We start from the raw sequence: 24635 nt of genomic DNA on the forward strand, positions 1-24635 counted from the left end.
TAGGAGGAGAAATAAAGATGAAAAAAATGGCTCAGGTTTCAAACACAGAGACTATTAAACCTAAAATTCTATACTACGGAACTCCTGTGATTTTACTAAATTCACTAAATGAAGATGGAACAGTAAACATCAGCCCTATGTCATCATCATGGGCATTAGGGGATTGTATTATATTGGGAATTGGACTTGGTGGGAAAGCTATCGAAAATTTAGAACGACATCCTGAATGTGTAATCAATGTTCCGAGTCCTTCATTATGGGAGAATGTTGAACAATTAGCGCCCTATACAGGGAAAAATCCCGTTCCAGATTATAAGAAAAAGAATGGGTTTACATATGAAAAAGAAAAATATGATATTAGTAGATTAACACCTACTGAGTCTAAATCGGTAAAACCTACTCGAATTATGGAGTGTCCAATTCAAATTGAGGCAAGGGTGAAACATATTCGAATTCCTGATTATTCTCCTGATTTTGCAATTGTTGAGACACAAGCTATACATGTACACGCTCATAAGGAAATCATTCTTGAAGAAAATCATATTGACCCAAATAAATGGAGCCCACTTATATATAATTTCCGTCATTATTTTGGTCTTGGTAATCAGTTAGGTAAAACCTTTCGATCCGAAATATAAATAAATATATTATCTTTTAAAGTGGACAATCTTTTCCTAATTAAAGTTAAATATTGTAGTAAGAAACCGAATTCCACCTGTTAAGGAATTCGGCTTCTTTATTATTTTTAATTTTGCTAAGAAGTGTTATTTCGATTTCCTTATAGCATCCAATACAACACAATTTAAATTAGCGTTAAAATGGCTCAAAAATCCTTAGCGTGGTTTTATTCCGTTTTGCGGTCTGTATCCCTTAATGGAGGAATGAAGAATGAAGATTGCTGTATCGGAATGGAAAGCATTGAAAAAAGAAACAAAGTTAAAGCTATTGCGTTATGCGATGTTAGAAAGTAAGTATAAGTAGGGGTCCTGCCAACATAACGCGAATTTCGTACGTTAAGGAATTATTAGATGTCTGTTATTTGTTTTAATTCATTTACTTATATTATTTTTTGAGCGCCCCAGTGATGGGGCCTTTTTTTATAATTGTGTTAAAGTAGAAACCCCTCAAGTATAAGGAGGGGTTACATAACTCGGAAAATGGTTATTAGTGTTTAATCAGATGAAGTTCAGGATATTGCTTCTGAATTTCCTCTAAATGATTTTTGTTTATTCCTTTTAAATTTTGATCGAAGAAGCTAGTTACTAGTTTATTAATGAGTGTATAATTTGCGGCTACATCTTCGTCTGGTGCGTTAATAATAGGTGAAAGTGCTGCTAAATCTGTAAAACTAATATGATTTGTTTTTGGAATTACCACTGTGTACACGCCAGGTTTTTCAATAGTTTTATTTCTTAAATAGGATATTTCCAATAATTCATTTTGGATTCCGGTTGTCTTTTGATTTTTAGCTTCTTTCATATAATGAATCGTAGCCTCAGCATTCATCAACATGAATGGTTTCTGAGGACCGTCTTTAGGCATTGGATCACCAAACAATCCGCCATCCATATCAATTGCAGCTTTAATACGCGTATCCTTTACTAACATTTGTGCGGAAGTTGCTCCGCCAAAAGAGTGACCGAACATTCCAATTTTGTCATAGTTAATTAAGTCTGCGATAGTTTTAAAACTTTTATCGAAATTCCCTTCTATTACTTCGTTTAAAATAAAAGTAGTATCCTGTTCCCATTTTTGAACTATGTTATTTAAGTCAGTAGGTGTATATTCAATTGGTATAGAGTCTACACGGTTTCCGTTAGGGAAAATCGTTGTTGCTGCATATCCTGTGAAATTAAGAGCGATTACTACATAGCCTTGACTAGCTAATTCCTCTAACTGAAATGTATTTTGTTGACCATATAATCCCATCCCATGGCCGAATAAAAGGAGGGGGAATTTTTCTTTATCTTGAAGTGGCTTAGCATCTTGATAAGAATGTGTTTTTGTCAGCCCTAAATGTGTCGTTACGATATACGGAGCACCGTTTAGTATTGCCAATTGTTCACCCAGCTCGTTTATGTTCTCAAAATAGGCAGAAGGGTTTCCTGATCCTTTTGCGGCAGGATAGTATACTTGTATCATTAACTCACGATTTCCATGATTATTTGGTACAGTTGTTTCTTTTCGATTTGTATCAATTAAATGAAAAGCTTTCGTTCCTACTGTATATTTTCCAGTAGGCTCTGGGAGTGTTATGATCGGAAAAAGTAAAGGTAATGTAAACATTGCGATAGCAGTTACGATAATTCCTAAACCTTTTAAAACTTTCATCACTAACTTTTTAGAAACGGCTGTAGTTTTTGGTTTCAAAAAAACTTGTAATGTTAAAACGAACAATAAGAAATAGGCGGGAATCATACGCCAGTTTGCACCAATTACAATGATGGTGGCAAATAATAATGCATAATTTATTAGTAAAATGACGCCATTTTTTTTCGTCAAACCCCGCTTGATAAAGATGGGAATGATACTAGATAAAAGTAATACAGCAACAAAAATGATTTCTAACATTTTCAGCTTTTAGCTCCTTTCCTAATCACATAAATGTAGATTGATAATTTATAATATTCTCAATTATATAACCATCTTTGATAATTGTATGCATGTAAGTAAGTTTAGAATGTTTTTACATGACATGGTAAGAAAAAGTACTCATACGAGTACTTTTTTTAAATAAATGTAAACGTCAAGTAACCCTAAAATATACAATAAAAGGTAGTAGGTAATCCTAAGTTGATGGCGATATGATGATCCCCATCAATGAACAAAATAATGTAACATGGTAAAATAATATTTGGATGGGGTTCCAATATATATTATTAAAGTAGTTCAATTCGGAGGAAGGCACCTTAGGGTGTCTTTTCTTATGTACATTAAAAAGCCTCGCCATCCTATGGAAATGGTGAGGTTCTTATGTATATTACTCAGTATCTTGTTTCCTATAATACTTTCTTCTTGATGGAACATCTATTGCCTCATAATCATAACAACAAAAATAATTCCTGCAATTACGAGTACCGAAAAACATAGACTAATATATGCAATATTAATTAACCAATAATTGCAACTATATTAATTTTACATTACATTAAGGGTGGAGAATATTCTTATACTAATACAGCGCTAAATAGTAGGGGGAAAAATGGAATTTAACGATTTGGGTATTACCATTAAAGAACTTCGAATTAAAAAAAATATATCACAATCCGAATTATGTCATGGAATATGTTCACAAAGTCAAATTAGCAAGATAGAAAAAGGTATGATTTATCCATCTAGCATATTGTTATATCAATTATCAGAAAGACTTGGTATAGATCCAAATAATATATTTGCAATAACTCAAAATAAAAAATTAAAATATGTAGAAAATGTAAAAAGTGTAATTAAAGATTGCATAAGGCAACATCAATATAAAGAACTTTATGAAATAGTAAAAAAAGAGAAAAACGAAAACAATTTCCAATCAACAGAAGATAAACAATTTCTAGTATGGCATGAAGCAATTGCCATATATCGTGTGAATAACTCAATAAAATCGGCTTTAACTCTTTTAAATCATGCATTAAAACTAACTTTAACCAATGCTGATTGTTTATCAGAAAGAGAAATAGATATTATGCAGACAATGGCTATATTTTATGCAGAAAACAAAGAATACAAAAAAAGTATTAATATATTAAGAAGATGTTTAACTAATTTTAATAAGTTAGATTTTCCTAGAGATAAAGAAATTAGATTAAAGATCATTTATAATTTATCAAAATGTTTAAGTTCCACATGTCAATACGAAGAGGCAATAAAATACATTGATAAGGGCATCCAATTAGCTATTAATTTAAATACTTTATACTTATTGGGTGAACTATACTATGGAAAAGGTTCAAACCTATTAAAGCTTAACCAATCTAATGACGAAAATGTTGCTAATAACATGAAAACAGCATTATTTATATTTGAATTAACAAAAAATGAAAACAAATTACAAATAATTAAAAAAGAGTATTTTGAAAACGAAGATAACCATTCATAATTTCTTAAAAACTACTTACACAGCTCAAAGGAGAAGTCCCTATAGTTTTTAAACTTGGAACCATAGTATTAAAATTAAAGTGGTTCAAGTCGGAGGAAGGCACCTTAGGGTGACTTTTCTTTATACATTAAAAGGGGCTCGGTCTCGACAGCATTTCGGAAAAAGACCATGCTAAGAGTATGCAAGATTTTATACAATTTTGCGGATAATTCAGTACTAAACAAGAGCCCTAAAACCACGCCAGGATAGGAATGTATAAAAAATGCATGGAGCCATAGAAAAAGAAAAAGCCAGATTTCTTGTGAGAGCGAGAATCCGGCTTTTTCTTACTAGCAATAAAAGACGTTATGTCGACCGATTATGTATACGATATATAAGAAAAACTTCTTTACTACCGCATTATCAAGATGGTAAAATTTAGAAAAATAAATGGCGGTGAGTTCAGTGGAAAATTTATTTTTAATTTAAAACTTTTTATTTTGTCTTAGAAAGGTGTAGATTTTTTTGAATACAAAATTAATCATAGTAGAAGGGCTTCCAGGCTTTGGGAAATCCACCACTGCAAACTTGCTTTACGATATTCTAATTGAAAAAAATATTGATGTTGATTTATTTCTTGAAGGGAATCCAGACCACCCTGCCGATTATGATGGGGTATCTTGTTTTGATAATAATGAATTCGAAAGTTTGTTAGTGAATAGTGGTAATTTTAGGGGAGTAATTAGTGATAGAGTCACGAAGCGAGGGAACAATTATTTATTGCCATATAAAAAAATTAAAAATGAATCCAGCTCTAATTTTCCTGAAAGTTTATTAAATACCATTTTCAAAAATGATATATATGAATTACCGCTAGAGAGGAATATTGAATTAATAACTGAAAAATGGAGGGATTTTGTTGAAATAGCCAACAACGAAAATAAAATTTATATTTTTGAATGTTGCTTCATACAAAATCCATTAACAATCGGAATGGTTAAATATGGTGAAAAAAAAGAGAAAGTTATAAGTTATATTAATGCATTAGCGAAAATCATAGAGAAATTAAATCCAGTATTGTTTTATATAGAACAAGATGATTTGGAATTCTCATTCAGAAAGGTATTTAATGAAAGAGCAAAAGAATGGTCTGCTGGATTTATTGAGTATTATACAAATCAAGGGTATGCGAAAATGAAAGGCTATCACGGTTTAGACGGAACAATTAAAGTTTTAGAAGCAAGAAGAGATATTGAAAGAGAAATATTTGATATGTTAAATATAAAAAAGACAAAAATTAATAATTCACAGTATGAAGCTATCAAATATAAGTCAATGATAGTTGAAAAATTGAAATCACTTGAATTTCTAGATTAATGTAGTGCTTTAATTGAGCAAGAAACTAAGAATTTTTAACTTCCGCTTTCGATAATTATTTAAATAAGCTGTCCATATGGACAGCTTATTGTATTTTTTGCTGAGCGTGGTTTTTTTCCGAAATGCTGGCGGTTCCACTACTAGTATTCTTGCATTTAAATTATTTTTAATATATTATATTTATATGGTTATATAGGGATGAATGTATACAAAAAGAGTTTACCAAAATGTAATATAACTTATGCTTGTCTTTTTAATATGTATCTAGTAAAAATACATTTTTTATCAATACAATTATGTTTTCAATATAAACGGAAGCTTTTAAATGGAAGTCTATTTACTTTCAATGATAGGAGTTACTAGTTCTAGAACATAGAGGAACAAGGCACCATACAGAGTAATTTGACGAACCTAAGAAGTATTGTATGCAGTTTATTCATCTCAAGTACAACAAGAGAGCCTTACTTCTTTAGGCAAGACTCCATTAGTGTAGTTGTATAATTTTCACATATCAAATAAGAAACAGAAAACATATAACACAAAGTAGCAGAACCCTACCATTCCGCCTACAGCTAATACCTGTTTAACCCAACTCTTAAATTTTAGATTACTGTAAATCTCTTGTACTCTTTCCATATTTCCTCCTATTAAGAAGAACCCTTAAAGACTCTCACCTTGCTATGGTACCATTAAAGAATGACTAATAGAGGTCTAATTTTTGTCTAAACGTATAAATATGCAATATTGCATACAGTATTGCTACAAATGTAAACGCTTACTATAATAGGGGTATAAAGATTAATCACATCCTAGTACTAACAAAAGAGGAGGAAATAATATGGAAATCGCAATGGCAGTTTTAAAATTTATCGGTGGAGCAATCCCATTAGTTCAAGAACTTCTAAAAGCATTTATGTAAATTCACTATTTAGCAATTATTTATAAAAATTATCATACAAATGATCTGTATATCAAAGATGAATTGATATACAGATTATTTGTGTGAGTAAAGTTCCTTTAACACTATTAATATGCAATATTACATATAAAAATGTGTTGATAGAATTGTAAGCGCTTACTATAATGAGAGTATAAAGATAAATCACATCTTAGCAACAACAAAAGGGGCGGAAATAATATGATAATTTTAAAATTTATAGGTGGAGTACTCCCATTAATTCAAGAACTTTTAAAAGCATTTATGTAATTTCACTATTTAGCAATTATTTATAAATAATTATTATACCTTAATACGAAAAAAGGAAGAAGTTGATTTTTATGAAGACTACAAGAAATACAAAAGGAAAAAAATTACTAGCAAGTTTAATAATCGGCTTTTGCACTATTAATTATTCATCTATTTCATTAGCGGAAACATCTAAAAGTAATTCAGCTAATGCACCCAAACAAGCTATTGGCATTGATACTGGTATAGCAAATTTAAAGTATGATAGTAGAGATATTTTAGCAGTAAATGGGGATAAAGTAGAGAGTTTTGTTCCGAAAGAAAGTACAAATTCAAATGGTAAATTTGTAGTAGTGGAACGTGAGAAGAAATCACTTACAACTTCACCTGTGGATATTTCAATTATTGATTCTGTGGCTAATCGTACGTATCCAGGAGCAGTACAACTTGCAAATAAAGCTTTTACCGATAATCAACCTAGTTTATTAGTGGCTAAGAGAAAACCTATAAATATTAGTATAGACTTACCTGGAATGAGAAAAGAAAATACGATATCTGTCCAAAATCCGACATATGGTAATGTGTCTGGAGCAGTAGATGATTTAGTATCTACTTGGAATGAGAAGTATGCATCAACACATTCGTTACCTGCAAGAATGCAGTATACAGAATCTATGGTGTATAGTAAATCACAAATCGCAAGTGCCCTTAATGTCAACGCTAAATATCTTGATAACAGCCTAAACATTGACTTTAATGCCGTTGCAAATGGAGAGAAAAAAGTGATGGTTGCGGCATATAAGCAAATATTTTATACCGTAAGTGCTGAACTACCTAACAATCCATCTGATCTTTTTGATAACAGTGTTACGTTTGATGAGTTGACTCGTAAAGGGGTAAGTAATACGGCTCCGCCTGTTATGGTGTCAAATGTAGCCTATGGTAGAACCGTTTATGTAAAATTAGAAACATCATCAAAAAGTAAAGATGTACAATCTGCTTTTAAAGCTCTAATTAAGGGTCAAGGCGTTGAAGCAAGTGGACAGTACAAAGATATTTTTGAAGAAAGTACCTTTACCGCTGTAGTATTAGGCGGAGATGCAAAAGAGCATAACAAAGTTGTTACAAAAGATTTTAATGAAATCCGAAATATTATTAAAGATAATGCAGAATTAAGTTCTAAAAATCCAGCATACCCAATTTCATATACAAGCACTTTCTTAAAAGATAACGCAACTGCTGCTGTTCATAACAATACAGATTATATTGAGACTACAACTACAGAATATTCAAGTGCGAAAATGACGCTTGATCATTACGGTGCATATGTTGCTCAATTTGATGTATCTTGGGATGAATTTTCATATGATCAAAATGGGAAAGAAGTATTAACACATAAAACTTGGGAAGGAAACAACCAAGATAAAACGGCTCATTACTCTACAGTAATACCGCTTCCACCGAATTCAAAAAATGTAAAAGTCGTAGCGAGAGAATGTACAGGTCTTGCATGGGAATGGTGGAGAACAATTATTAATGAACAAAATGTTCCATTAACAAATGAAATAAAAGTTTCAATTGGAGGAACAACTTTATACCCAACTGCTAATATTAGTCATTAGGTAGAAATGAAGCACCCTGTTTACAGGGTGCTTTTTTACATGGTCACAAGTATATTGGGGTCTTTTTCAAATATAGCATACTCATCAGATAGCGATGGAGTGTAGACTCATTTAGTAAACTTTGCAACTGAACCACTAATTTTAATTTTTATAGATTTGCAAGAATTTTGTTGTATTCAACTTAGCGTTTTTTGACACTCCCACGGCTAAAGGCACAAGCTGACTAACGCCAGTGGGATTCTTGCTACCAAAGGCGAAGTCTATTTCTAGTATCGCTGACGTGTAAGACTGCGGTGTTCCATCACCACTCTCACAACAGACTATATAGGTTTGTGGGCTACGGTACTGTGACCATACCGTACAAATAGTTGGTTCTCATATGATTTTACGTCTTTTGCATGACCATGAAATGTTTATAAGTTTTTTATCTGAATTTTCTGTTTTGTTTTTATATAATTTCAAACAGGAGGCGATTTACTATTATATCTAGAATTGTGTAAAAGTGTTAAAAAATGGGATGGGAAGTGGTATTTTGAAAAAGGTGATTTTATCTTCAACATTAGCTGTATCTATGGCTTTAGGTGCATTTGCGACATTAGGAACGTCACGTACATATGCAGCAGAGCAAAAGATTCAATACAACCAAGAATTTCAAACACCATCTTATATTGGGGAAGAGTGGAAAGCACCAGAAGGACTAGATAAAAAAGAGACTGTGTTCGAGTATTTAAAGAGTAAAAAAGACATGTTTAAATTAGCAGGAAATATGGAGAAACATTTTGAAATCGTTAAAGAAGAAAAAGACACAGAAGCAGAAACAACGCATGTGAAGCTTATTGAAAAATATAATGGTGTTCCTGTATATGGATCTGATCAAACAGTAGCACTTGATAAAAATAATAATGTGAAAGCATTTTTTGGACAAGTTATACCGAATTTAGAAAATAAAAATATCCCATCAACTGCAAGCATTTCAGAAGATGATGCTGTAAATATTGCGAAAGCTGGTATTGAGAAAGAGATTGGAAAAGTAGATAACTATGATGGTATGAAGAAAGATTTATATGTATATGAAAAAGATGGACAATATTATCTTTCCTATCTTGTAAAAGCCTCTGTTTCAAAACCAGCACCAGGCTACTGGCATTATTTTATAGATGCAACAAATGGCAATGTGATCAATAAATATAATGCGGTCGATCATATTACTGGTTTTGGATATGGTGTTTTAGGAAACAGACAATCATTTGAAATTGTTCAAAATGAAAAAACAGGTGCATTCCATTTATTTGATGGTAAACGTGGAAACGGTGTTTATACGTTTGATTGGAGAAATTTGTTGAAACAATCCTATGATTCAACATCAAAAGGACTGGGATATACAGGTTATGAAATTGAAAGTAGATCCAAGTTCTTTGAAGATAAAGCAGGTGTTGATGCACATGCAAATGCAGAAAAAGTATATGACTATTATAAGAAAACATTTAATCGTAATTCCTATGATAACAAAGGAGCGAAGTTACGTTCTGTTGTTCACGTAGGAGAAAACTGGAATAATGCTAGTTGGAACGGTGTGTATATGGCGTATGGTGATGGTGATGGAAAACTGTTTATTCCATTTTCAGCGAGCTTAGATGTAGTTGCCCATGAGTTAACACATGCTGTAACAGAGCATACAGCAAATTTAGAGTATCAAGATGAGTCTGGTGCATTAAACGAGTCATTTTCGGATATTTTCGGTGCGATGGTAGACCGTGATGATTGGGAGGCGGGAGAAGATATTTATACACCAGATATAGCAGGGGATGCGATGCGATCCTTAAGTCATCCTGCATCTATTCCCAATCCATTAGAACCCACTCAAGGTTATCCAGATCATTATAGAAAATATTATCCTGGACCATATGATAATGGCGGTGTTCATATTAACAGTAGTATCAATAATAAAGCAGCATATTTATTGTCGGAAGGTGGCTGGCATTACGGTGTGGAAGTAAATGGCGTTGGCCGCGAAGCTACAGAAAAAATTTACTATCGTGCTCTTACAAAATATTTAACAGCAAAATCTGATTTTAAAATGATGCGCCAAGCTGCACTTCAAGCCGCAGAAGATTTATATGGTAAAAATTCAAAAGAAGTACAAGCTGTAGCGAAAGCTTATGATGCAGTTGGTATAGAGTAAGACCTGAAAAGGACCTGATATATAACTTCAGGTCTTTTTTTACTGCGTAATCAGGAATGATTTTCGCTATGACTTTATAAACATTCATTAAATGAGAATGTAAACCTCATAACTCAATAAATATATTGTTCACGCTTTTCTTCTTCTGTTTAAGATAAGAAGAATACAATTTTGCAACAACAATGTCTTTTTCACGTTTCCTTGTACGCTAAGGGTCTATGTATATTAAAAAATTTCAACTTGAGCTACAGTATCTGTTGTAGCATTTGCACCTCCTGTCGTTACTTTTAGTGAAATACGATCACCTACTAGAAATGTCACCGAAATATCATTATTTATATTGGAAGTTTGAGTACCAGTTAGTGAAACAGTAAGAGGTGTATCTATACCATTTTTTCGAATTGTCAAAGTGACCGTGTTTGTACCTCCAGGTCCAGTTAAGGCCTGAATTGCTAAAGATTTTATTACTGCTTTTTGGCCTAATCGTAGAAAGGCTTCTGTAGTTGAAACGGCAGCCGTCCCAGGTCGATAAAAACGAGTCGCACTATTTGGTAAACTACCAGGATCTGCCCAAACAAGGAATGTAGGTTGTGAAATTGTAGAAAAACCAAAATTGTTAGCATTTGAGTTTTGAAGATTTGTTGAACTTAAAACCAAAGTTCCGGCAGTTTGAGATATATCCGCAGTAGGACCTTGAATAGATGCTAAACGTAAACTTAATTGTGCTCCAGCCCGATTAACTTCTGCACCAATATATGATCCAGATCCACCTGAACTAGTAGTAATTAAATTAATATCACGACAATGAAAGTTATGTGGATTCGTGTTAACTAATAATGTTCTTTTATTTCCAAGACCAATTGATCTAGTCGTTATTGTGGAAGCTCTTACTGTACTTATACTTTCATCCGGAGTTCCTGTTCCAAAAGAATGAATACCATAAACATTGGAAGTTCCGCTTGTTGATGCAGTTGAATTATCTACTGTTACAACTGCGTTTCGTAATCTAGCTGTTAATGATGTGGTACCCGGAAAAGCAACCCCTGTTAAATTGACATGATTAATTGAAGTTAATAGTACAGTAATATCTTCAACTCTTGTATTTTCACCCATTGTTAACACAGTTGTATTCAAGGTTACATTCTGTTGACGAATCGTTACAGTTAACAAGCTAATCCCTCTTAATGAATTTCCATTTGGAATGACTACTGTCTCATCGTAGATTCCAGGAAACACAAAAATCGTTATTCCAGTGGCACTTATTGCATTAATTGCTGTTATGGCGCCATTAATTGTTTTAAAAGGATTCCCCCCAATGAAAGCCGTTGAATCATTTCCTGATTTCATTACTACAGCTGTATTAGCTCTAGATATCAAAACTTCATGTATACTCATTTAATCTCACTCCTTTACATTTCAAAATAATTTTTAGACCAAATGATATATACTTCCTTTTATTTTCAGCATGTAAAATGATTTCGGTAAATATTAATTATTTTCCTTCATATCAAGAAATTGATTGATATGTGTTCAAATTAAGTTCAACTGTGTCATTTTTTTTGAATGGTGGCCAATTAGTTGTGCATAAAAAAGAGACACATTTTGTGTCTCTTAGGATTCTTGAATAGTATGAATAAAATAGTAGAGTTTTACAAAAAGAATATAGCATACCACATCATTAATAAAAAAATCCACCCAATTGTAAGTACTAAGTATCTTAAAAATCCTACACAAAAATGCATACATACTCCTTTTAGGTATATTGTATACTATTTAAAGAAAATTTATTATGTCATCCTGCTTTACATACGAATGGGTAAATTCATTTTCTAATTTGTTCCTCTATCTATCATAATTTCCATGAAATTCTTAATAAACTGTTTTTGATTTAATTTTAATCCAATTCTAGTTCCCTCAGCTTTTGCACCTGGTCGAAAATCTGCGACAGTCTGTCCCCTTAAAGATTCTAAATCAATCTCTACTTTTCGATACATGTATTGAAGAAAATCTGGATTGACAATTGCACTCATCGCAACAACATCATGTAAAGGAGCGCCTTTAATACTAGGGTTTAATTTTTTGTAGGCATTAAAATAATAATCATAAATTGGTTTAATTAATGATTTAAATGGGGTAGTAGTGTGTTCTGCAATATATTCCGCTTCATTTGGAAGTAAAATAGCTGCATTTGTTACGTTTAAAGGAATTATTGTTAAATTTTTAGATTGATTAATTACAAACCGGGTTGAAACTGGATCACCATATGCATTTGCTTCAGCTACAGGTGAGACGTTTCCTGGTTGAAGAAATACCCCCGACATTATGTATATTTCTTTTATGCTTTGCATTGTTTCTTTCCAAAGGTTTAAAGCGATTGCAAGAGAAGTGGATCTACCTACATCAACGATTGTTAATTCTTCCTTATATTTTTCAACAATTGACAGAATTAGACTAAAATTATGAATAGGAATTGATGCTACACTTTCTGGTGGTTGGATAGGTCCAAGTCCTTCTGCACCATGTATTTCTGGATAATAAGCAGTGAAACCATTAAGAAATGGTAAAGAGGCACCACTTATAACAGGGATATCTGTTCTTCCAGCTAATTGTAATAAGTAAACAGCATTTCGAGTCGTTTGTTCTTTTGTAACATTTCCGTAACTTGTAACAATTCCGACAATTTCAATTTCAGGATGCAATAAACCGTATATTATTGCCAAAGAATCATCTATACCAGGGTCTCCAAATAATAATACTTTTTTCAAGGGGAATTCTCCCTTCTTACATAACTAAATATTTAATAAGACAAGCTCTATATTATATATGTAAGAAGACCATATATTTATGATTTATATTTTTAAAATTGTTAAAGGTGATTGTTGTTTGAATATTCCGTCTTCATTTAAATGTTTATATCAAAGTAATAGCATGTGATAATAGACATGTTTGTTTAGAAAAATCTAGTTTATGTAGAAATAAAATTGACTTTTTATTTCTTATTTCACTTGTGGGGTTTTTCCGGAATGCTGGCCGTAACCTTATAAAGAACCTTCGATTTGCGCTCTCTTCATATGCTATTTTAGAAAGGGATATTATGATGAAAAAAAGTAGTATAAATATAAGCATATCAATTTTAATACCTATTTTATTAATGATATGTCTTATTAATGTTAAATACAGAATCATATTAACTTCATTATTTGGAGCTTCGATTTTTTCAACAACATTTCTTTGTGTGATTGGATGTATCCTAGCTGTTTTATCATATATAGAAAATAAAAATATTTGGGCAAAAATCGGAATAATGTTAAACGTGTTAGTATTTTTTATTCCTTTTATTTGGATTTTCGGATGTGATAAGTAGTTTAGATTTATGGGTACAACTTTATCACCATCAAACCAAGAAAAGCGAATACCCCAAAACGAAAAAATGAACTGAATTCTCCGAGACAATTGTGGCGAGATAAAATTTTTGTTTTGGGGTACTTCAAAATCTAATCTTGAAGGGCATGGAGTGGTACCCCTATTTATATTATGCACTTCTTGTGTGTGGGTGGGTAAACGCAAACCACGTCACTCTTATATAATTTTATATGTATCACAAAAACTACGTTTATTTTTCACAAATTTCACACAAATTATTGATATTCTCATCTATAGTGATAGCTAATAGCTTTGAGAGAAGGGAACTGTATATGAAAAAGCTTTGTTCTCCTCTTCTGTTATTTTTAGTTTTTTGTTTTCCAGGAGTAAGTATTTATGCGGAGTCTACATTACAATCAAAAATTGACGCGGCTTCCCCTTATGAAACAATTACATTAGAGAGTAGAGTTTATAATGAAACAATCAAAATATTGAAACCGATTACAATACAAGGAGATAAAAATACTAAAATAATCTCTTGTGGTAAAGATCCTGTCATTACAATAAATAAGGAAAACATTATCCTCAAAGATTTGAAAATAGAACAATGTAATGATAATACAGATCAGCCAGCAATATTAGTATCGGGAGATAAACACTATATCAATGGATTGGAAATTAACGCATCATACATGGGGATTAAGCTAGAAGATGCTAGGAATATAAAAGTTGAGAACAGTACAATCGTTGGACAAAAACGGGCTAATGGAATTGATTTATGGAAATCTAATCGTAATCTGATAGAGAATATCAAAATCCGAAATGTCCGTGATGGTATTTATTTAGAACAAAGCGACAATAATACAATAAGGGAAAATACAATCTGGCAGTCTCGTTATGGCATTCATCTTATGTATTCTGATAGAACTGTTGTTGAAAAAAATTTATCAAAAGAAAATACAACGGGTGCTATGATTATGGGAACAAAGGAAACATCTGTAGTAGGAAATCGCTTTATTGACAATAAAAGTAATGTTCATGCACAAGGTATATTACTTTATGATGCAATAAAAACAAACATTTTACAAAATGAGATTGCTAATAATAGAGTAGGTATTTATGTAGAAAAGGCAAAGCATAATACTATTATGAGTAATTCAATTTTTCATAATTTTATCGGATTACAATTTAAAGATACCCGTGAAAATGAATTTACTCAAAATGTAATGATAGGGAATGTTAATGAATCACAAGCTACACAAAGCAGAGAAAATAATATCTATAAAAATTATTGGGATGCTTCTTTAAAAGTAGATATAGACGGTTCAGGTATTAGTAACATTCCATATAAAGCAGATGCCTATTTTCTTTTGTTAACACAAGATATTCCAGAATATCAGTTGTTCTTTCAATCACCAGGGATGCGTATTTTACAAAGTTTCATAAAAATTCCAGATCAATCTTTATTGGTAGACAAAGAATCTAGAATGGAACCAAAAGGTATTACGCAAAAAGGTGAGGAGGTTGCGTTTCAGTATAACATTTTGATTGTAAGTGTAAGTTTGTTACTAATGGGAAGTATATTGTTCATTTTAGGGAGGAAAAATTGATGAGAGTTAAGTATATGTTATTTACTATTTGTTTATGTATGGTATTCGCCGTAGTAGGGTGCGGTAAGAAAGAAACTAAACCAGTTGCTATTAATGAAAAAAATGATAAGTGTGATGTGTGTAATATGGCAGTAATGGATAATCAATTTGCAACTGAGGTTATTTTAGAAAATGGAAAAGCTCTAAAGTTTGATGATATTGGTTGTATGTATAAGTGGATGGATGAACATAAAAATGAAAAAACACAAGAGAAATTTGTAAGAGATTACACTACAAAAGATTGGGTTGCAGTGGATAAAGCTACATATGTATATGATAAATCAATTAAGACACCAATGGCTTATAATGTAATTTCTTTTAAAGAAAAGAAAGATGCGGACAGCTTTGTAGAAAAACATACTGGGAAAATCCTTTCTTCTAAAGAACTAGCAGAACATAAATGGGAAATGAATAAAGAGATGATGGGAAAAGAAAAGAAAGATCATGGTAGTGGACATTCTCACTAATAAGTGATTAATACTATGAAAAATTAGTGAGAAAAAGACAGCCAACTATGGTTGTCTTTTTCATTAGAGAGGTGAATAGCTATGTGGAATATATTACATTCAGAATGGCGTAGTGCAGTAAGGGGTAAACTTGCATACATGTTTTTGTTTCTTTGGATAACTATATTTTCTTTAATATTTGTTATGGAAAGAAATACCCCGGCTTTAGCAGGCTATACTAATGTAACGGGGACAATGGTAAATCTTATTTTATATATTGTACCTTTACTTATGTTAATTATAGGAGCATTCTCTATTGCAGGTGAGGTGGAAAATGGGAAATGGAGACTTTTATGTACGTATCCTTTAAAGAGTACCTCATATGTAATAGGTAAAACTATTGGCCAATTTATAGGGCAAACAGCTATTTTTTCAATAAGTTTTGGAGTAAGTATAATAATTGGTTTAGTAAACGGTAGTAATTTTGATATGTTTTGGGTGGTAGCAACGTATATCTTCTCTGTTTTATTAATTTTTTTATTTTTATTACTGGGAATAACAATCGGTTCTTTTTCTATAACAAGATGGCAAGCTTTAGCCATAAGTATCGTAGTTTGGTTCTTTCTTATTATGATGTGGCCAACGGCTTTAATTAGTGTTCTTAATTTTGTTCCATATTCAATGATTGCACCATTAATAAAAATATTATTGTTTTGCAACCCAGCAGAATTTCTTCGAATTATATTTGTAATTCAACTAGGTGGTGGAGCAATATTTGGGCAAGTATATGATCAGTTGGTCATAATTTTTCAAAGTAAAGCTGTTATTTGGATTCTACTAATATACTGCATTATCTACACAACTGTGTTCTTGTTTATGGCGGGGTGGCAAATGGAGAGGAGAAGAAAAAAATGACAGTATTAAACCTCAAAGAAGTTTGTAAAAGATATAAAAAGAAAATAGCATTATCTCCAATCTCACTTCAAAGTAAACAAGGAGAGTGTATCGTATTATGTGGTGGGAATGGAGCTGGGAAAAGTACGCTCCTTGATATAATTGCTGGAATTACAACACCGACAACTGGTACTGTTCAATTAGGGAATATAGAGTTACAGAAAGATAGAAAACAGTATTTGAGTGACATAGGTTATATGCCAGATGATTTTCATGCACAGCAAGATATGACAGTTCAAGAATTTTTATTCTTTTATGCTGCTTTTCGAAATATAGGAAAAGACAAAGTACAGGCAGTTATTGAATCAATAGGCTTAAATGAGAAAAAAAATGAACGATTACATAAACTATCTAAAGGGATGAGACAGAGGCTATTATTTGGGCAGGCGTATCTTGGTAACCCTAAAATTTTGATATTAGACGAACCAACAAACGGCCTGGATCCGTATTGGGTAGATGAGTTTTTAACTATATTAAAGACTTTAAAAAGAGATGGTACCATGATCATTTTCTCCACACATATGATGGATGTAGCTGCTGAAATTGGTGATCGGATAATCTTTATGAAGGAAGGAAAAGTCATAGAAGAAATAAAAAATGATAGGAACTTAGAAAATTTAACGATAACGTTATTACAAATGCATAGAAGATAAATTGTACATAAAACAGCTACTTTCATTACAGTAGCTGTTTTATGTACAACTTACCATTTGAAAACTAAGCAAATTATCTCCTGAAATTACAAAAATGCAAAAACAGGATTGTTAATCAATCCTTATTTTAAATGACTAATATAAGTTCTAATGAATGAAATAGTAAGATGTAATGCCTGAAGCTAATAATAGGTATTTTCATTTGTCTTATTTCAACATTCACGGCAAGCTTATGGGTTAATAATAAATCCACGGTAAAGTTATGCTTCTTTTAGCAGCAACTTTATGGGGAAAGTCACAATATAGTTTTAAAATACTGAAAATGGTCACATGAAATGTGAGATATTGTACTTGTAAAAGAGGAGGACATTCCTATGAAAGAAACAGGTATTTTACGAAAAGTAGATAATATTGGACAAATTGTGATACCAAAAGAAACAAACAAAACTTTATAAGTGGATACAAGAGATACGCTAGAAATTTTTGTAGAAGAAAATGTGATTATTCTACAAAAATATACATCGCATGGTACTTGTCCTATCACGGGAGAAATATCTGCAAGGAATGTAAAACTGGCAGGTGGAAAGCTGCCTCTGAGTCCAGAGGGTGTAAAACAACTGCTAGCTGAACTAGAACAATACAAAGTAACGGTATGAGAAGAATAGGGGTAGAACTTGTTGGAAACGAAATTACAAGCATTTCAAAAGGATAGAGGTAAGAACAGGTTATTTTTGCAGGAACAATTGTTACAAGAAGCGTTTCAAAAGAGAAAGGATATCATGTTAATTCTGTTAAAAGGGTCACATATAATAGGAATAATAAGAGGATATGATACTTTTTCTATTTTAATAGAATTTGAAGGGAAGCAACAGCTTGTATATAAACACGCAATCTCCACGATTCGGTTCTAAAATAAAACAGTAGCCCACGGACAGCAAGTAGTCTACAAACAAATATTCTCCTAAATTATTAAAAATTTTTAGTTCCAGAATTCTTATTATATAAGGATTCTTTTTTGTATCAAAAGTATACAAGGTAAGGTAAAAAGATAAGATCGGCGAACACGATCTTATCTTTAGCACAAGGAGTAAAAAAAAGGATAACTATTATATTTTTATTTTGCTTAGATTCTTGCTGATTCTTAAAATTAAAGCCATAATCAACAAGAGTATATATTGAGAAAGTAATTACAAATTTTGTTGTAAATATTTAAAAAATGAAAATAAACTTTCACTTGCCTCTACATATTGAATTAATAGAATTTTTTTATCGAATTTTTTTAATGTCTTGAACAATTTCGTCATAAGGAGTATTTTCGACACCTGAATATTTTTTTAGAACTTTTCCATTTTTGTCAATCAGATAAAAACTTGTACCATGTATAACTTGTGTATCATTTTCTGGTTTAGTTACAAGTGATTGGAAGTTTTCTTTAGCAAACTTTTCAATATCTGTTCTTTTATATCCCGTGAGGAAATGAGTCCTACTTCCATCCATTTCATAGGCCTTCATAAATTCTGTTATTTTTTCTGGTGTGTCTACTTCAGGATCCACACTAAATGATACAAATTCTACATCTTTAATCCCGTCCGTATTCAACATTCTCTGGAGTTTTGCCATATTGGCTGTCATAGGTGGACAAACTGTTTGGCAACTTGTAAAGAAGAAATCAGCTACCCAAATTTTATCTTGTAACTCAGCTGATCCAAATTGCTTCCCATTTTGATCTGTAAATGAGAACTTCTGCACATCCCAATCAAGTGAATTGTTGAGTTTTTCATCTTTGCATGCTCCTAGAGCTATAACTATGAATATAAGTATAAGTGATCTAATGAAATTCATTTTTTTCATATGTATTTATCTCCTTTCAATTTCTATAGATTTTACGGAATGGTTATATGAACTACCCAATACTCGGTAGTATTTACTTTGGTTAATTTTTATTTTTAATAGCCGCCGAATTAATCTTAACAAAACCGAATGAATCCCCTTGTTTCAGGGTATTTATACTACTACTACTATGCATATAGCTTCCTCTTTGATGTTTATAGTTCACAAGAATGCTTATAATTAAGATTGTTAGGTATGTTATTAGTACATACATTGCTTCTTTATTTTACGGATTATAATAAAAGGTTAAAGGTAAATTAAAACAAGAAGATATTATCTAGTACTTTGTTATACAAAGCGCAATCTTTGATAAGAAGTATTATATGTAAGGAAAAATAGATAGTTCATTCTAGAACTTATTTACAATTATGGTAATAAATTAATCTCGGTGTGATCCTTGAATTAATATCCTTCATAAGAGTGAGAAAACACCATATATTTGGATAACGTGTTAAAAATAGAGTTAACTATAGTATAAATTAAAGATTAAATTATACATATTGAGAAAATATTTTAGAGATTGAATATTAAGATTTCCCCTATTAAAATTAAATTTGAAATGAAAGGATAATCTTTAAGCATGGCCTTTATGTAGAAAAGAGATAGGACTATTTCTATCTCTTTTTGTTATGCTGTCAGTTCATATATCTTTAATTAATTCTTTAGACACATGTAAAGGAATTTAGATTATGCCTGATATATTCCTTTTATTAAGTTAAATAAGTTAATTGATTCTAGAATTTTATAACATTAGGAGGATAGCAAATGAAAAATTATCAACTTACACAGATTTTAAGAGAAAAAAGAAATATAGACAAAAATTATTATGAATTTTTGCATGAAACAGATCTAAGTATGGGAATTTATGAATTGAAAGCAGGATCTTTAGATATGCAACAACCACATACAGAAGATGAAGTATATTATATTATCAATGGCAGAGCACAACTTGAAGTAGAGAGTGAAAATATTTTTGTGGAACCTGGTTCTATTATTTATGTAAAGGCTAACATGAAACATAGATTTCATACTATTGAAGAAGATCTCACGGTACTAGTTTTCTTTGCACCTGCTGAATACTCTTGCGAAAAAGATTTTTAATTACAACGATAATTGCATAATAAGAAAGGTAAAAATAAATATCTTTTTATCAAGTTTGTTTAAATTAGACAACAACTAATTATAGGCAAGTATGTAATTCCATTAAAGAAAAATAAATTTTTTCAATAAATAATAATCAATAGAAAAAAACATAAATGTTAAAAATAGTAAATTAATGTTTAAAAAAGGTAAACTTTACGGCGTTTTAATGAATTCTTGTTTGTTTTTCTTAAGTAAAAATATCTAGTTGTATGACTTTAAATTTGGTAATTTTTAGTATTTTTTTACATAAAAATATATTTACGGTAAAATATTTCTAAATATTTCTAATCTATTGAACAATTAAAAGTTTTAGTATACGATTACAACGTGATATCAAGATATACAGAGAAGAAAAGGAGATTACATATGAAAAATAAAAAAATTGGAATCATCATGAGAAAAGGTTATAGCATTCATGGTGATCATATTGAAACTGCAGGAAGAATATCTGATGAACTTTACTTGTTTACGAGTGTACCAAGTAAAACAATGGATGCGCGCTTTAAAGAAGTAATTGTACTTGAAGAGGCTTCTGAAATAGATGCTGAAAATTATATTTTTACAAAAGGAAAAGATATAGGAATTAGCTTTTTTGTCACTTGGCAAGAAACTGATATTGTCTTAACTGCTAAAATTAATGAACGCTTTGGGAATAAAGCATTATCTGTTGAAGCTGCTACGACATCTCGTGATAAATCAAAGCAGAGAGAATTTATGTTAAAGAATTCTATTGCTAGTCCTAAATTTGCAAAAGTTAATTCTATAGAGGATGCAGAGAAAGAAATAGAAAATATTCCTTTCCCTGTAATTATTAAGCCTACTATGGCTGCTAGCAGTGAATCTGTATATTTAGTTAACAATTTAGAAGAATTGAATAATTCATTAGAAAAAATTATTAATCTTTCTAAAACAAATAAAGGATTCTACTTTAACCAAACACAACAATGTGTGGCATTAGTAGAAGAATTTCTGACTGGTGAAGAAATTACAGTTGATGGAGTCATTTTAAATGGAGAATTTTACCTTGGTGGAATTCACAATAAAAATAAAATGATGGGCCCATATTTCGAGGAAGATGAATACACTTTACCGTATGTTGGTGTAGATGAAGACATAGTTGTTAATATTGCTAAAGAAATATGTGGAAAATTAGCTATTGAAAACAGTTTATTTAATGTAGAACTACGCCGAGATACGCAAGGGAATTTTAAAGTTGTAGAATTTAGTACTAGAATCAGTGGCGGGCATGTTTATCGTAATATACGTGATGTACATGGAATTGATTTAGTAGCCGTTAATATTCTTGGTTTATTAGATTGTAAAGGGGATATTATGGAATTCTTCTTAACTAGATCTACAACACCAAAATCTTGTACTTGTATTAAATTTGTATATAGATCTGGAATTATAAAGAAAAATGAATTGGGAATTGTTGCTGAACAGCCAGAGTATAAAGCTTACTATCCTGTAGCAAAAGTAGGATCTGAAGTATATCATGCTCCAAAAGGATTTGATATAACGGGCTTACTTTCATTAAGAGCGCCATATAATGATAAATCTGATGTAGAAAAATTGCGCCAAAGAGCTAGAGTACTAGATAATCAATTAGATATAGAATTAGAAATTCCGGTTCATGCATAAAAACTTAAGTAAATCTGGTTGTTATATTCCTTGTTTTAAATGAGGAATATAACCGCTAGATTTATCGATAAAGTATTTAATAGTATCAATTTAAAACCGAGTAATCAAATGTGTATTATAGAAATGGAGTGGAAAATGTTATGAATAAAAAAGTATCTATTTTGGGAGCACCTACTTACTTCGGAGCTAGTATAGGAGGGGTTGACCTTGGACCATATGTTGTAAGATATGGCGGTATGTCGAAACAATTAACTGAAATCGGAATTGATTTTGTTGATCTAGGGGACATTTCTCTTCCTTCAACCAATAATGAAAATTATGGAATTGTCAAACAAGAGTTTTCAAATGAAGTAATTGATATATGTAAAAATATTGCTTCGACAGTTGAGAGCGAATTGGAAAAAGGGCATTTCCCATTAGTTTTAGGTGGAGATCATAGTATTGCAATTGGGACTGTTACTGGAATTCTTAGAAAAATACCACGATTGGGAGTAATCTGGTTTGATGCTCATGGGGATGCAAATACATTTGAAACATCGATTTCTGGTAATATTCATGGGATGTCTTTAGCAATTCTCTTAGGATACGGTAACGAAAAATTTAAAGATTTTCTAGAGAAAGAAACTAAAATTGATCCAAAGAATATCGTACAAATAGGAATTCGTGATTTAGACCCGGGGGAAGAAGAGTTTCTCAAAAATTTAGGAGTAACAATTTTTACAGCAGAAGATGTGAGAAAACAAGGAATAAAAAGTATTATGGAAAAGGCAATTAAGATTCTCAATAATAATACAGATGCAGTTCATCTAACATTTGATTTGGATGCATTAGATCCTGAATTTGCTCCTGGAGGAGGATTGGCAGTTCCACATGGTTTAAGTTTAGATGATACAAAAGAGGCAATTGATATGCTAAGAAATAATACAAACTTAGTAGCTGCAGAGTTCACGGAAATAAACCCTATATTAGACAAGGATAATATTACTGTCAACACAACAATTGAACTTATCACTGAACTTTTAAGTAAGAAAGTTACTATGTCTAAATAAAACTTTTTCTGGAATTATTTTTAAAAATATAAAGAAAATATAAAAAAACTATAAAAAATAAAATTATATACGAGAATTTAAAAAAACGAAAAGGACGAGTCAAATGAATAATAAAATCTATGACGTTATTGGAATTGGATTTGGGCCAGCGAACCTAGCTTTAGCAACTGCTATTGAAGAAGAAAATAATTCAATGGAAAGAATTTTTCTAGAAGAAAAAACGCACTATCAATGGCATCCGGGGATGCTTTTAGATAATACAAATATTCAAATTTCATTTTTGAAAGACCTTGTAACTCTAAAAAATCCTAAAAGTAAATTCTCCTTCTTAAATTACCTACATGAAAATGAAAGACTAAGCGATTTTATTAATCTCTCAGAGTTTTATCCGTCACGACTTGAATACAATGATTATATGTCTTGGGTTGCTTCTCAATTAGAAGATCACGTTTATTATAGTCGAACAGTAATTTCAGTAGACCCTATTGTGTCTGAAGATTCTGTCGAATTATTAGAAGTTATTGTGCAAAATACAAAAACTAATCAATTAGAGAGCTATATTACTAAAAATATTGTTTTGGCTACGGGTGGAACACCAAGAACGCCAATAAATATTGAAATGAATAATAGTAGAGTATTTCATTCAAGTCAATTTAAAAACAAAATTAATAACTTTGAACAGAATGATGCTCATAAGTTTTTAGTTGTAGGATCGGGACAAAGTTCAGCTGAATTATTTTTCCATCTAATCAATAATTATCCGAAATCAGATATTACGGCAACGATGAGACCTTTCTCATATAAAGCTGTAAATGAAAGTAAGCTTGTTAATCGTATATTTGATGCTAATATGATTGACTTTATTTATTCTTTACCAGAAAAAAATCGAGATGCTTTATTAAAACACCACAGTGATACTAATTATGCAGCTGCGGATGGAAGTTTAATAAGCCAAATTAATAAAGCTTTATATAACCAAAAATTTCATGGAGAAGATCGTTTTAGAATAAAGCCATTTTTAGAATTAACGGAGATAAAAACACTGTCTGATAAAGTGGTTGTTTATTACAAAGACATAGTTAAACATACAGAAGTTGTTATTGAAGCTGATGCTGTAATTCTTGCTACTGGGTACGAAAGTAAAAAGAACCATCCTTTATTAAAAAATCTTAACTCGTACATTTCAGATAATATTGAAGTTTCCCGAAATTATCGTTTAGAAACAACGGATAAATTTAAACCTGGTATTTATTTGCAGGGTGTAAATGAAAGCACTCATGGACTGAGTGACACTTTATTATCTAATTTATCTATTCGGTCAAATGAAATTTTAAAAACCGTACAAGAAAATAATTCATTAACAGAAGAAAAAACTAAAAACGTGGTTTCATAATATAGGGGGTCTAAA

The 24635-nt window shown here is 31.2% G+C and carries 20 protein-coding genes and 1 pseudogene; 17 read left to right on the forward strand and 4 right to left on the reverse strand.

Annotated elements, in window-relative coordinates:
• The first annotated feature begins 17 nt into the window (after positions 1–17).
• The gene (locus A6J74_RS00510; RefSeq protein ID WP_000738042.1) at positions 18–638 is read left to right on the forward strand and encodes a flavin reductase family protein; all 621 of its coding nucleotides are present in this window, start codon (positions 18–20) and stop codon (positions 636–638) included.
• 526 nt (positions 639–1164) lie between these two features.
• Here the strand turns inward: A6J74_RS00510 and A6J74_RS00515 are convergent.
• Positions 1165–2571, reverse strand: a complete 1407-nt coding sequence (locus A6J74_RS00515; protein WP_000889693.1) for an alpha/beta hydrolase family protein — start codon at positions 2569–2571, stop codon at positions 1165–1167.
• A 631-nt stretch (positions 2572–3202) separates the two neighbouring features.
• Here A6J74_RS00515 and A6J74_RS00520 point away from each other — a divergent pair.
• From A6J74_RS00520 to A6J74_RS00540, 5 genes and pseudogenes are all read left to right on the forward strand, one after another.
• Complete coding sequence (locus A6J74_RS00520) at positions 3203–4093, forward strand: helix-turn-helix domain-containing protein (protein WP_000395463.1); 891 nt, start codon at positions 3203–3205, stop codon at positions 4091–4093.
• A gap of 504 nt (positions 4094–4597) precedes the next feature.
• Positions 4598–5449, forward strand: coding sequence for a P-loop NTPase family protein (locus tag A6J74_RS00525; RefSeq protein ID WP_001093203.1), 852 nt, complete (start codon positions 4598–4600; stop codon positions 5447–5449).
• 736 nt (positions 5450–6185) lie between these two features.
• Positions 6186–6368, forward strand: a pseudogene (locus tag A6J74_RS30575) (hypothetical protein).
• A 359-nt stretch (positions 6369–6727) separates the two neighbouring features.
• Complete coding sequence (locus A6J74_RS00535; RefSeq protein ID WP_000859049.1) at positions 6728–8257, forward strand: thiol-activated cytolysin family protein; 1530 nt, start codon at positions 6728–6730, stop codon at positions 8255–8257.
• A gap of 532 nt (positions 8258–8789) precedes the next feature.
• The gene (locus tag A6J74_RS00540; RefSeq protein WP_002156563.1) at positions 8790–10439 is read left to right on the forward strand and encodes a M4 family metallopeptidase; all 1650 of its coding nucleotides are present in this window, start codon (positions 8790–8792) and stop codon (positions 10437–10439) included.
• Positions 10440–10664: 225 nt separating this feature from the next.
• Here the strand turns inward: A6J74_RS00540 and A6J74_RS00545 are convergent, their stop codons facing one another.
• Positions 10665–11834 (reverse strand): pectinesterase, encoded by a 1170-nt coding sequence (locus A6J74_RS00545; RefSeq protein WP_000022066.1) that lies wholly within the window; start codon positions 11832–11834, stop codon positions 10665–10667.
• A 434-nt stretch (positions 11835–12268) separates the two neighbouring features.
• Positions 12269–13204, reverse strand: coding sequence for a nucleoside hydrolase (locus tag A6J74_RS00550; RefSeq protein WP_000756793.1), 936 nt, complete (start codon positions 13202–13204; stop codon positions 12269–12271).
• A 329-nt stretch (positions 13205–13533) separates the two neighbouring features.
• On the opposite strand from A6J74_RS00550, the gene A6J74_RS30230 reads away from it, so the two are divergent.
• From A6J74_RS30230 to hfq, 7 genes are all read left to right on the forward strand, one after another.
• Entirely contained in the window at positions 13534–13803 is a 270-nt protein-coding gene (locus A6J74_RS30230) for an amino acid carrier protein (protein WP_225988031.1), read from the forward strand.
• Positions 13804–14134: 331 nt separating this feature from the next.
• The gene (locus A6J74_RS00560) at positions 14135–15412 is read left to right on the forward strand and encodes a right-handed parallel beta-helix repeat-containing protein (RefSeq protein WP_000732097.1); all 1278 of its coding nucleotides are present in this window, start codon (positions 14135–14137) and stop codon (positions 15410–15412) included.
• Entirely contained in the window at positions 15412–15918 is a 507-nt protein-coding gene (locus tag A6J74_RS00565; protein WP_001264234.1) for a nitrous oxide reductase accessory protein NosL, read from the forward strand. Before A6J74_RS00560 ends, A6J74_RS00565 begins: the two co-directional genes overlap by 1 nt.
• A gap of 81 nt (positions 15919–15999) precedes the next feature.
• On the forward strand, positions 16000–16812 hold the full coding sequence (locus A6J74_RS00570; RefSeq protein ID WP_000267183.1) for an ABC transporter permease: 813 nt from the start codon (positions 16000–16002) through the stop codon (positions 16810–16812).
• A complete protein-coding gene (locus A6J74_RS00575) occupies positions 16809–17504 on the forward strand; it encodes an ABC transporter ATP-binding protein (RefSeq protein WP_000217362.1) in 696 nt (231 codons plus the stop codon). The genes A6J74_RS00570 and A6J74_RS00575 overlap by 4 nt, the downstream gene beginning before the upstream one ends.
• Positions 17505–17959: 455 nt before the next feature.
• Positions 17960–18160 (forward strand): hypothetical protein, encoded by a 201-nt coding sequence (locus A6J74_RS00580; RefSeq protein ID WP_000381150.1) that lies wholly within the window; start codon positions 17960–17962, stop codon positions 18158–18160.
• A gap of 21 nt (positions 18161–18181) precedes the next feature.
• Complete coding sequence (gene hfq, locus A6J74_RS00585; RefSeq protein ID WP_000448509.1) at positions 18182–18415, forward strand: RNA chaperone Hfq; 234 nt, start codon at positions 18182–18184, stop codon at positions 18413–18415.
• A gap of 355 nt (positions 18416–18770) precedes the next feature.
• Here hfq and A6J74_RS00595 read toward each other — a convergent pair whose 3' ends face one another.
• On the reverse strand, positions 18771–19355 hold the full coding sequence (locus A6J74_RS00595) for an SCO family protein (protein ID WP_000738663.1): 585 nt from the start codon (positions 19353–19355) through the stop codon (positions 18771–18773).
• Between the two features lie 804 nt (positions 19356–20159).
• Between A6J74_RS00595 and A6J74_RS00600 the strand changes: the two genes are divergently transcribed.
• From A6J74_RS00600 to A6J74_RS00615, 4 genes are all read left to right on the forward strand, one after another.
• On the forward strand, positions 20160–20495 hold the full coding sequence (locus A6J74_RS00600) for a cupin domain-containing protein (protein ID WP_000800965.1): 336 nt from the start codon (positions 20160–20162) through the stop codon (positions 20493–20495).
• A 408-nt stretch (positions 20496–20903) separates the two neighbouring features.
• A complete protein-coding gene (locus tag A6J74_RS00605) occupies positions 20904–22178 on the forward strand; it encodes an ATP-grasp domain-containing protein (protein ID WP_000791267.1) in 1275 nt (424 codons plus the stop codon).
• Positions 22179–22318: 140 nt separating this feature from the next.
• Positions 22319–23227: an arginase gene (rocF, locus tag A6J74_RS00610; RefSeq protein WP_001036988.1), complete on the forward strand. Its 909-nt coding sequence runs from the start codon at positions 22319–22321 to the stop codon at positions 23225–23227.
• Between the two features lie 103 nt (positions 23228–23330).
• Positions 23331–24620 (forward strand): lysine N(6)-hydroxylase/L-ornithine N(5)-oxygenase family protein, encoded by a 1290-nt coding sequence (locus tag A6J74_RS00615; RefSeq protein WP_001060352.1) that lies wholly within the window; start codon positions 23331–23333, stop codon positions 24618–24620.
• Positions 24621–24635 lie beyond the last annotated feature (15 nt).

The organism is Bacillus sp. FDAARGOS_235, from assembly GCF_002073415.2.
Classification (GTDB): Bacteria; Bacillota; Bacilli; order Bacillales; family Bacillaceae_G; genus Bacillus_A; species Bacillus_A toyonensis.

Excerpts from the sequence above, each read along its gene's own strand:
- A6J74_RS00510 (WP_000738042.1), top strand. The coding sequence starts at position 18 with ATGAAAAAAATGGCTCAGGTTTCAAACACAGAGACTATTAAACCTAAA.
- A6J74_RS00515 (WP_000889693.1), bottom strand. The coding sequence starts at position 2,571 with ATGTTAGAAATCATTTTTGTTGCTGTATTACTTTTATCTAGTATCATT.
- A6J74_RS00520 (WP_000395463.1), top strand. The coding sequence starts at position 3,203 with ATGGAATTTAACGATTTGGGTATTACCATTAAAGAACTTCGAATTAAA.
- A6J74_RS00535 (WP_000859049.1), top strand. The coding sequence starts at position 6,728 with ATGAAGACTACAAGAAATACAAAAGGAAAAAAATTACTAGCAAGTTTA.
- A6J74_RS00545 (WP_000022066.1), bottom strand. The coding sequence starts at position 11,834 with ATGAGTATACATGAAGTTTTGATATCTAGAGCTAATACAGCTGTAGTA.
- A6J74_RS30230 (WP_225988031.1), top strand. The coding sequence starts at position 13,534 with ATGATGAAAAAAAGTAGTATAAATATAAGCATATCAATTTTAATACCT.
- A6J74_RS00560 (WP_000732097.1), top strand. The coding sequence starts at position 14,135 with ATGAAAAAGCTTTGTTCTCCTCTTCTGTTATTTTTAGTTTTTTGTTTT.
- A6J74_RS00565 (WP_001264234.1), top strand. The coding sequence starts at position 15,412 with ATGAGAGTTAAGTATATGTTATTTACTATTTGTTTATGTATGGTATTC.
- A6J74_RS00570 (WP_000267183.1), top strand. The coding sequence starts at position 16,000 with ATGTGGAATATATTACATTCAGAATGGCGTAGTGCAGTAAGGGGTAAA.
- A6J74_RS00575 (WP_000217362.1), top strand. The coding sequence starts at position 16,809 with ATGACAGTATTAAACCTCAAAGAAGTTTGTAAAAGATATAAAAAGAAA.
- A6J74_RS00595 (WP_000738663.1), bottom strand. The coding sequence starts at position 19,355 with ATGAAAAAAATGAATTTCATTAGATCACTTATACTTATATTCATAGTT.
- A6J74_RS00600 (WP_000800965.1), top strand. The coding sequence starts at position 20,160 with ATGAAAAATTATCAACTTACACAGATTTTAAGAGAAAAAAGAAATATA.
- A6J74_RS00605 (WP_000791267.1), top strand. The coding sequence starts at position 20,904 with ATGAAAAATAAAAAAATTGGAATCATCATGAGAAAAGGTTATAGCATT.
- rocF (WP_001036988.1), top strand. The coding sequence starts at position 22,319 with ATGAATAAAAAAGTATCTATTTTGGGAGCACCTACTTACTTCGGAGCT.
- A6J74_RS00615 (WP_001060352.1), top strand. The coding sequence starts at position 23,331 with ATGAATAATAAAATCTATGACGTTATTGGAATTGGATTTGGGCCAGCG.